General features: G+C 66.8%; 9 protein-coding genes. 6 read left to right on the top strand and 3 right to left on the bottom strand.

The annotated features are described in order from the left end of the window. The 3 genes from ACFE71_RS13690 to trmFO all read left to right on the top strand — a co-directional run. The coding region (locus ACFE71_RS13690; RefSeq protein ID WP_375429332.1) for a DNA gyrase C-terminal beta-propeller domain-containing protein at positions 1-1,464 on the top strand (1,464 nt) is incomplete at its 5' end. Between the two features lie 38 nt (positions 1,465-1,502). Beyond that, a complete protein-coding gene (locus ACFE71_RS13685; protein ID WP_375429333.1) occupies positions 1,503-1,808 on the top strand; it encodes a DUF952 domain-containing protein in 306 nt (101 codons plus the stop codon). Next, positions 1,805-3,166 (top strand): methylenetetrahydrofolate--tRNA-(uracil(54)-C(5))-methyltransferase (FADH(2)-oxidizing) TrmFO, encoded by a 1,362-nt coding sequence (gene trmFO, locus ACFE71_RS13680; RefSeq protein ID WP_375429331.1) that lies wholly within the window; start codon positions 1,805-1,807, stop codon positions 3,164-3,166. The genes ACFE71_RS13685 and trmFO overlap by 4 nt, the downstream gene beginning before the upstream one ends. Here trmFO and ACFE71_RS13675 read toward each other — a convergent pair. Together ACFE71_RS13675 and ACFE71_RS13670 are read right to left on the bottom strand one after the other, a co-directional pair. After that, positions 3,105-3,578 (bottom strand): EF-hand domain-containing protein, encoded by a 474-nt coding sequence (locus tag ACFE71_RS13675; RefSeq protein ID WP_375429330.1) that lies wholly within the window; start codon positions 3,576-3,578, stop codon positions 3,105-3,107. The two genes, trmFO and ACFE71_RS13675, sit on opposite strands and share 62 nt — an antisense overlap. A gap of 42 nt (positions 3,579-3,620) precedes the next feature. After that, positions 3,621-4,274, bottom strand: coding sequence for a squalene/phytoene synthase family protein (locus ACFE71_RS13670; RefSeq protein WP_375429329.1), 654 nt, complete (start codon positions 4,272-4,274; stop codon positions 3,621-3,623). A gap of 152 nt (positions 4,275-4,426) precedes the next feature. Between ACFE71_RS13670 and ACFE71_RS13665 the strand changes: the two genes are divergently transcribed. Genes ACFE71_RS13665 through ACFE71_RS13655 form a run of 3 tightly spaced genes read left to right on the top strand, consistent with a single transcriptional unit; the run spans position 4,427 to position 7,862 of the window. Beyond that, positions 4,427-6,565, top strand: coding sequence for a Tad domain-containing protein (locus ACFE71_RS13665; protein WP_375429328.1), 2,139 nt, complete (start codon positions 4,427-4,429; stop codon positions 6,563-6,565). Then, positions 6,562-7,200: a TadE/TadG family type IV pilus assembly protein gene (locus ACFE71_RS13660; RefSeq protein WP_375429327.1), complete on the top strand. Its 639-nt coding sequence runs from the start codon at positions 6,562-6,564 to the stop codon at positions 7,198-7,200. Before ACFE71_RS13665 ends, ACFE71_RS13660 begins: the two co-directional genes overlap by 4 nt. Next, positions 7,191-7,862 carry a TadE/TadG family type IV pilus assembly protein gene (locus ACFE71_RS13655; protein ID WP_375429326.1) on the top strand — a complete coding sequence of 224 codons (672 nt, stop codon included), beginning with the start codon at positions 7,191-7,193 and terminating at the stop codon, positions 7,860-7,862. The genes ACFE71_RS13660 and ACFE71_RS13655 overlap by 10 nt, the downstream gene beginning before the upstream one ends. Positions 7,863-7,869: 7 nt before the next feature. Here ACFE71_RS13655 and ACFE71_RS13650 read toward each other — a convergent pair. Then, positions 7,870-8,843: pyruvate dehydrogenase complex E1 component subunit beta (locus ACFE71_RS13650; RefSeq protein ID WP_375429325.1), on the bottom strand; the 974-nt coding region annotated here is incomplete at its 5' end.

Here is an 8,843-nt window from a genome sequence, read left to right as displayed (position 1 = left end):
CAGGTCCGCGCGATCCTCGACCTGCGCCTCCACCGCCTCACCGCGCTCGGCCGCGACGAGATCGGGGCCGAGCTCGAGACGCTTGCGGGCTCGATCGCCGAACTGCTCGCGATCCTCGCCGACCGGACCAAGCTGTATGCCGTGATGCGCGAGGAGCTGGCCGCGATCCGCACCGAGTTCGCTACCCCGCGCAAGACCGAGATCGCGAGCGCCGCCGATGGCATCGACGACGAGGACCTGATCGAGCGTGAGGACATGGTCGTCACCGTGACCGTCCAGGGCTACATCAAGCGCACCCCGCTCGAGACCTTCCGCGCGCAGAAACGCGGCGGCAAGGGCCGTGCGGGCATGGCGACCAAGGACGAGGACGCGGTCACCAGCCTGTTCGTGACCTCGACGCACACGCCCGTCCTGTTCTTTTCCACCCACGGCAAGGTTTACCGCAAGAAGGTTTGGCGCCTGCCCGAGGGCGGGCCTGCCACGCGCGGGCGGCCGATGATCAACCTGCTGCCGCTGGCCGACGGCGAGACGATCTCGACCGTCCTTCCGCTGCCCGAGGACGAGGGCAAGTGGGGCGACCTGCACGTCATGTTCGCGACCGCGGGCGGCACCGTCCGCCGCAACTCGATGGACGCGTTCGCGAACGTACCTACCAACGGCAAGCTGGCGATGCGCTTCGACGAGGGCAGCGATGACCGGTTGATTGGCGTGGCGATCCTCTCGGAGGAGGACGACGTACTGCTCGCGACCAAGGCGGGCCGTGCGATCCGCTTCGCCGCGACCGATGTGCGCGAGTTCCAGAGCCGCACCGCGACCGGCGTGCGCGGCGTGTCGCTAAGCGCGGGCGATGAAGTGATCTCGCTGTCGATCCTGCACGGCTTCCCCGCTACCACCGACGAGCGCGACGCCTATCTGCGCGCCGCGCCCTGGAAGGAGGGCGAGCGCATCCACACGCTCCCGCCCGAGCGCATGGCCGAGTTCGAGGCGGCGGAGGAGTTCATCCTTACGGTCACCGCCAAGGGCTACGGCAAGCGTACCTCCGCGTTCGAGTATCGCCGGTCGGGGCGGGGTGGTCAGGGGATTACCAACGTCGTCACCTCCGACCGCAACGGGTCGGTCGTGTCTAGCTTCCCCGCGCATTCGGGCGAGCAGCTGATGCTCGTCACCGATCAGGCCAAGCTGATCCGCATGTCGGTCGGCGACACGCGCGTCACCGGCCGCTCCAGCCAGGGCGTCCGCCTGTTCGATGTCGCGCCGAACGAGCACGTCGTCTCCGCAGCGCGCATCGACGAAGCCGACGATCCCGAGAATGACGCGGAGGCGGTGGTCGCGGTCGAGCGCGCCGACTTAGGAACGCCGGTCGATCCCGACGCGCAGCTTCGGCTTGATGACGGCACCGGCATCGGAACGATCACGGAGAACGTCGACGGGCGCGACAACCCGGCTGGGGGCTCGTCCGAGTGACGGCGACGGTCGCCTACAAGGTCCTGCTCGCGGTTGAGATGGCCACGCTGGAGCGCGACGGTCGGTTCGACGGATCGGCCGTCGACCGCGCCGATGGCTACATTCACCTGTCCACCGCCGATCAGCTGACCGAGACGGTCGCCAGGCACTATGCCGGGCAGGAAGAGCTGCACGTCGTAGCGGTCGACCTCGACGCGCACGGCGACCAGGTGCGGTGGGAGCCGTCGCGCGGCGGGGCGTCGTTCCCGCATCTATACGCGCCGATGCTGCTGGAGACGGCGGTGTCGTACGGCCCGCTCCGCCGCGACGCCGACGGGCGCGTGTTGCTTCCGGTGGCGGGATGACCCACGACATCCACGTCATCGGCGGCGGCCTCGCCGGGTCCGAGGCCGCATGGCAGCTCGCCGAAGCCGGTTTCCGCGTCCGCCTGTCCGAAATGCGCGGGTCGGGCGAGAGCACGGCGGCGCACCGCACCGACGATCTGGCTGAGCTCGTCTGCTCCAACTCGTTCCGCTCCGACGACGCGGAGGCGAACGCGGTAGGACTGCTCCACCAGGAGATGCGGATGCTCGGCTCGCTGATCCTGCGCGAGGCGGACAAGCACCGCGTCCCCGCCGGCTCGGCGCTCGCGGTCGACCGCGATGGCTATTCGGCGGGCGTCACCGCCGCGCTGAAGGCGCACCCGAACGTCACGCTGGTGCGCGAGCGGGTCGACGCGCTGCCGGACGGTCCCGCGATTGTCGCTACCGGCCCGCTGACCGCCCCGACGCTGGCGGACGGCATTGGAGCGGCGACCGGCCGCGACGCGCTCGCCTTCTTCGACGCGCTGGCGCCCATCGTCCACCGCGACTCGATCGATCTCGACGTCGCCTGGTTCGCCTCGCGCTGGGACAAGGGCGACAAGGACTACATCAACTGCCCGATGACCAAGGAACAGTACCTCGCCTTCCACACCGGGCTGATCGAGGGCGAGAAGACGCCGTTCAAGGATTGGGAAAAGGACACGCCCTATTTCGAGGGTTGCATGCCGATCGAGGTCATGGCCGAACGCGGGCTCGACACGCTCCGCTACGGTCCGATGAAGCCCGTCGGCCTGGACGATCCGAGGACAGGCCGCTGGCCGCATGCCGTGGTCCAGCTTCGCCAGGATAACGCGTCGGCGACGCTGTGGAACATTGTCGGCTTCCAGACCAAGCTCAAGCATGCCGACCAGGTGCGACTGTTCCGGACGATCCCCGGACTGCGGAATGCCGAGTTCGCGCGGCTGGGCGGCTTACACCGCAACACCTTTATTCGCTCGCCCGAGTTGCTGGATGGCGGCTTGCGCCTGAAAAGCCGGCCGAACATCCGCTTCGCCGGGCAGATCACCGGATGCGAGGGCTATATCGAGAGCGCCGCGATCGGCTTGCTGGCGGGCCGGTTCGCCGCCGCCGAGCTGCGCGGCGAGACGACTGCATCGCCCCCCGTCGAGACCGCGTTGGGCGCGCTCCTGAACCACATCACCGGCGCGGCCGTGGCCGAAACGTACCAGCCGATGAACGTCAATTTCGGGCTGTTCCCGCCGATCCTCGGCCGCTCGAAGAAGGGCGACCGCAAGCGGATGTACACCGACCGCGCCCGCGCGGCGCTGGACGGGTGGATCAACCCTCCTCCGCCGGCGGAGGCGGACAGTTCGCCCGCCTTGGAGCCGGTCGCCGCTTAACGGCGGTGGTCGCGAACTCGGCCGCGTTCATCGCGCCCGACCTGTCGCGGTCCGCGCCCGCGAACTTGGTCGTTGTCTTGGCCGCCCATTCGTCGAACGATAGCCGCCCGTCCCCATTGCCGTCGAGCCGCACATAGGCCTTGCGGCGGTTGGCGAGATACTCCTCGCGCGTGATCGCCCCGTCCTCGTCCTTGTCGTAGCGCCCGAACCGCTTCTCCTCTCGGGTTTCGGCCGTCGCTTCCGGCAGCCGGGTCGGAGCGTCCACCGCTTCTTGGGCGATCGCGCCCTGCGCCGTGCGCTCGGGCAACACCGGGCCGGGTCGCACCGCGCCGCCGAACGCCAGCATCCCCGCCCCGCCCATCGCCAACGCCGCCGCGGCACCCGCCAGATATCGCCACATCACGCCCACCATCCCCACCTTCGTTCACTGACGAGGCCTATCGACCCGTAACCGTTAACGTCCGGTCAGCCTGTGCATCAGCAATCGCCCGACCCGCCCGGCCGGGCTGCGCCCTTCCAGCTCGAATCGGGCGATCAGCGCCAGCGCCCCCAATGCCCGTCCCCGGCGCGACCACCTGCGGCCCATCGTCGCTCGCAACCGCTCGCCCGCCATCGCGCGCGCCTTCGCCGCCATCGCCGGGTCCGACAGGCCTGACGCCAGATCGACCAACGCCCACCCTTCGCCCGCCAGTCGCGCTTGTCGGTCGTCCGCGCCACAGACCCGGGCCATCGCCTGGAACAAGGCCCCGCCCCGCTTATCGGCGAAAGCAGCCAGCGTCGCCCCGTCGATCGGTCCGTCGTCGCCGATCACCTCCCACGCGTCGATCATCCCGGCGAGCGCCGCACCCGTCACCCCGTGCGGCAACACGTCGGCCGCCAGCGCGCGCAGCACCGGCTCGGCGGGCGGCGGCGCGCCGTCGAGCCGCTCCAGCGCCTCGAACCACCAAGCATAGCGCAGCCGCCCCACCATCGGCTCACGCACGTTGCGCGACACGCGACCAAGCGCATCGTCCAGCGCGAGCAGAGCGCGCAATCCGGCGCGTGCGCGCGAGGGGGCGTATGAGACCGCGAGGGCGCGATCGGGTCTTTCCTCTTCGTTCACCATCATCCTTTAGCTCCCCTGAAGCAGCCCGGCCGTAGGACGATCTGAGGTCGGTTCTCGACATGCGGGACCAGCGGAGCGTCGGACACATGCGACAACAGCCACATTCGTTTCTGGTAGGGCTGCTGCGGGACCGACGCGCGGCAACGCTGCCGCTGATGGCCGCCGCCATCTTTCCGCTCGCCGGGCTGGTGGGCGGTGGCGTCGACATGGGGCGCATGTACCTCACCAAGACACGGCTGCAACAGGCATGCGACGCCGGCGCGCTGGGCGGGCGGAAGGTGATGGCCGCGGGTACATGGGAAGCGAACGGCAACGCCGCCGACGCGGCCGCCAACCGATTCTTCGACTCGAACTTCGGGCAAGGCGACTATGGAACGGGGACGCGGACGCGCTCCTTCGCCGAAAGTGGGGGCACCGTGACCGGGACCGCCTCCGCAGTGGTGCCGATGACGATCATGCGCATCTTAGGCCTTACGAGCAAGACTTTGGAGGTGACGTGCTCCGCTCAGCTGAAGCTGCCGAACACGGATATCATGTTCGTGCTCGACCTATCGGGCTCGATGGCGCGCGACGCGGACGACGTGGAAGTCGCAAGCGGTCCGACCTCGCGCGTCGTCGCGCTTCGCGCCGCGACCAAATGCTTCTACGAAGTGGTGGCGCTGGTCAACACGCCGGAGGATTGCGGCTTCACACCCTCGGGCGGCACCGCGCCCGGGGTGCAAATCCGCTTCGGCTTCGTCAATTACGGGAGCATGGTCAACGTCGGCAAGCTGCTGCCGCACAGCGCGCTGGCGGACTACTGGACATATCAGTCGCGAACCGAAAACACCCGGCCGGAGACGACGACCAACACGGGCAACGCGACCTTCACGTCTCAGACCCTGTCGACCGGCAGCTTCTCGTCATGGAGTGATATGTCGAACACGACGACCAGCACGGAGCAGAGGTGTCGCAATTCCGTCCCGGCGAACGGCACCATAGACGGCGCCGAGAGCCGCAATCAGAACGAGCAGACCTCGACCTCGACGTCCGGCAACACGACTACGAATACCAGAACCTGGTACAGGACGCTGGACCAGACACGGGTCGAGTACAGGTATTCGAGCTGGACGAACACTACGAACGGCTGCAAGCGCCAGTCCCGATCCGCTACGGACGGGGTGCGCCGAAACTACACGCAGGTCACCACGACGACCGTCCAGACGGTGTTCGACGGGTGGAACTACATGCCGGTCGAGGTCAATGTCAGCGGCCTGAAAAACACCGGCACTGGCGGTTATAACGCCAGTATCACATTGCCGATCGGCAACGTTGACAGCGGCACCAAGCGCGCGTCGGACAAGGTCATCGCGTGGGACGGCTGCATCGAGGAGCGTAAGACGGCGGTTGCCTGGCCGTTCACTTCCATCACAAGCGGTCACTGGGACCTCGACGTTGACATGGCACCTACCACCGAAGACTGGAGCGTTCCCGCCGACGCCTTCACCGGCCCGACCGGCAGCAAATGGGGACCATCTCTACGAGGTATTGTCTGGGCGCGCGGCGTTCTTCCGAATCATTGGTACAAGGACGTGTACGGCAACAACACCTATACGGATAGTACTGGAAGCAGCAGCAAAGCTGTATACGTCACCCCCCCTCCCACGCCGATTAATTACGCCGCAGGCGATGAGACGAGCGAATTCGGGGCTGCGCCGTACTTGAACCAGCAGCAGCCAAATTCCTATCACTGCCCCGCCGAGAGTCGGACGTTGCAGGTCTGGCCGCAGACGCCGCCGTCCGGTCAGCTCAGCTTCAGCAACTATGTCGACACGTTGCAGGCGGGCGGTAATACCTTTTACGACATCGGCCTGATCTGGGGTGCCCGCTTCCTGTCGCCTACCGGTCTGTTCGCGGCGACTAACGCCGCCACGCCTTCGGGTGGCGCAATCGAGCGTCACATCGTGTTCATGACGGATGGCAACGTCCAGGCGCAGCACTATAACCGGAGCTCGCACGGGTTGCCCTGGTACGACCGGCGCCAGAACGGGAAAGGTTTCATTCCCAGCAACAACGACATGATCGCGCAGAACCACGCGCGACTCAACGCGATCTGCGCCAAGGTGAAAACGATGCCGTCCACGACCCTATGGGTGGTCGGCTTCGGTGCGGCCGTAACCGCGGGCGACACGACGCGCCTGACCAACTGCGCGTCCAACTCCACACGCTATTTCCCGGCGCGAACGAACAACGACCTGAAGACGTCGTTCCGCAAGATCGCGGCGACCATCTCGCAGCTGAAGCTCACGAGGTGACGGCCGCGATCCCGCAGCAGGTGCGCCGGCTGGCACTCGACCGGCGCGGCGTTACCGTGATTGAGTTCGCCATCATCGCGCCCGTCATATGCCTGTTCCTGGTCGGCGCGATGGACATGACGCATACCCTGTACATGCGGACGGTGCTGCAGGGCGCTCTGCAGAAAGCGGCGCGAGACACCGCGTTGGAAACCGGCAGTTCGCAGGCGCAACGCGATGTCATCGACGACAGGGTGAAAGCACAAGTCGCGGAGCTGAACGCCGAACTGAGGACGCCCGGGGCGATCATCATCACCCGACGGTTCTATCGGACGTTCACCAGGGCAGGCGCGAAAGTGCCCGAGGAGTTCAGCGATTCGGACCATGACAAGATCTGCAATCACAACGAGCTGTTCGAGGATGTCAACGGCAACGGCGCCCGCGACGCCGACGGCGGCGACGCCGGCCAGGGCGGAGCGAAGGACGCCGTGCTATACACGGTCGCCGTACGATATGATCGGCTGCTGCCCCTTGCCAGTCTCGTCCCCGGCGTGGCCGAGCAGGTCCGTCTGTCGGCCAGTACGATCCTGCAGAATCAACCCTATGCCGACCAAGGCAGGTACGCGGCGACGCCGGTGGAAGGCAGATGCCTATGATTACTCACGTAAGCTGTCGTCGCCCTTTCGACCGGATCGTCCGCGACGTATTCCGTGATCGATCGGGACTGGCGCTGATTGAGTTCGCCTACACGTTTCCGTTGTTGTTGCTGCTGACCTTGGGCGGGGCCGAACTCGCCAACTTCATCACGGTGAAGATGCGGGTCAGCCAGATCGCGCTCCACGTCGCCGACCACGGCGCACGCATGGGAACCGGCAGCGTGCTCGCCGGCAAGACCGTGACGGAAAGCGAGATCAACGATCTATTCGTCGGTGCCGGGCTGCAGTCTGGTGAGCTTGGCGTTCTGACGAACGGCCGGATCATCCTGTCCAGCCTGGAGCCGATGGCCAACCCGAACACGGCCGATCGTTACAAGATCAGTTGGCAGCGCTGCAAGGGCGGCGCCAGCCATGCGTCAACCTACGGCCTTCAGGGTGCCCAAAACCTGACGGGCATGGGTCCCGCCACGCGGCTGGCCAAAGCGCCTGACTATGGCGCGACGATGTTCGTGGAACTCCGCTACACCTACTCGCCCATTCTCCAGGTCATTCCAATGCAGTTTGGCCCGTTCACCGAAGTCGCGGCAATGCCTGTCCGCGATGCGCTGCAGGCGTCGATGCCCACCAACGCGGATAACGTGCCGATATCGACCTGCGCGTGACGCGCCATTAACGATTGGCCACCTTGTGCACCGCCTTCACGATTTTCGCGCTGTCGATCAGCGCGAGCTTTTCCAGGTTGGCGGCGTACGGCAGCGGCACGTCCTCGTCGCAGACGCGGGTGACGGGGGCGTCTAGGTCGTCGAAGCCGTCCTCCATGCAGATCGCCATGATCTCCGACGCAATCGAGCAGGTGGGCCAGCCCTCCTCGACCACGACGACGCGGTTGGTCTTGGCCAGCGATTTGAGCACCGCCTCGCGGTCGAGCGGGCGGAGCGTGCGCAGGTCGATCACCTCCGCCTCGATGCCCTCGCCCGCCAGCGTCTCCGCCGCCTCTAGCGAGACGCCGACGCCGATCGAATAGCTGACGATCGTGACGTCGGTGCCCTCGCGCACGATCCGCGCCTTGCCGATCGGGAGCACGTAGTCATCGCCGACCGGCACGTCGAAGCTGCGGCCGTAGAGCAGCTCGTTCTCGAGAAACACGACCGGATCCTCGGTCCGGATCGCCGCCTTGAGGAGCCCCTTCGCATCCGCCGCGTCGTAGGGCGCGATCACGATCAGCCCGGGGACGCTCGCGTACCACGGCGCGAAATTCTGGCTGTGCTGCGCGGCCACCCGCGTCGCCGCGCCGTTGGGACCGCGGAACACCATCGGGCAGCGCATCTGGCCGCCCGACATGTAGTTGGTCTTGGCCGCCGAGTTGATGATGTGGTCGATCGCCTGGAGCGCGAAGTTGAACGTCATGAACTCGACGATCGGGCGCAGGCCGCCCATCGCAGCGCCCGTGCCGACGCCGGCGAAACCGTATTCGGTAATGGGCGTATCGATCACGCGCCCCTCGCCGAACTCGTCCAGCAAGCCCTGTGTCACCTTGTACGCGCCCTGATATTGCGCGACCTCCTCGCCGATCACGAACACGCGGTCGTCGCGGCGCATCTCCTCGGCCATCGCGTCGCGCAGCGCCTCGCGGACGGTGAGCT

It is taken from the genome of uncultured Sphingomonas sp. (genome assembly GCF_964237155.1).
Taxonomy (GTDB): Bacteria; Pseudomonadota; Alphaproteobacteria; order Sphingomonadales; family Sphingomonadaceae; genus Sphingomonas.
Note: the sequence above shows the minus strand (reverse complement) of the source record. Positions and strands in the feature narration are given on the sequence as shown.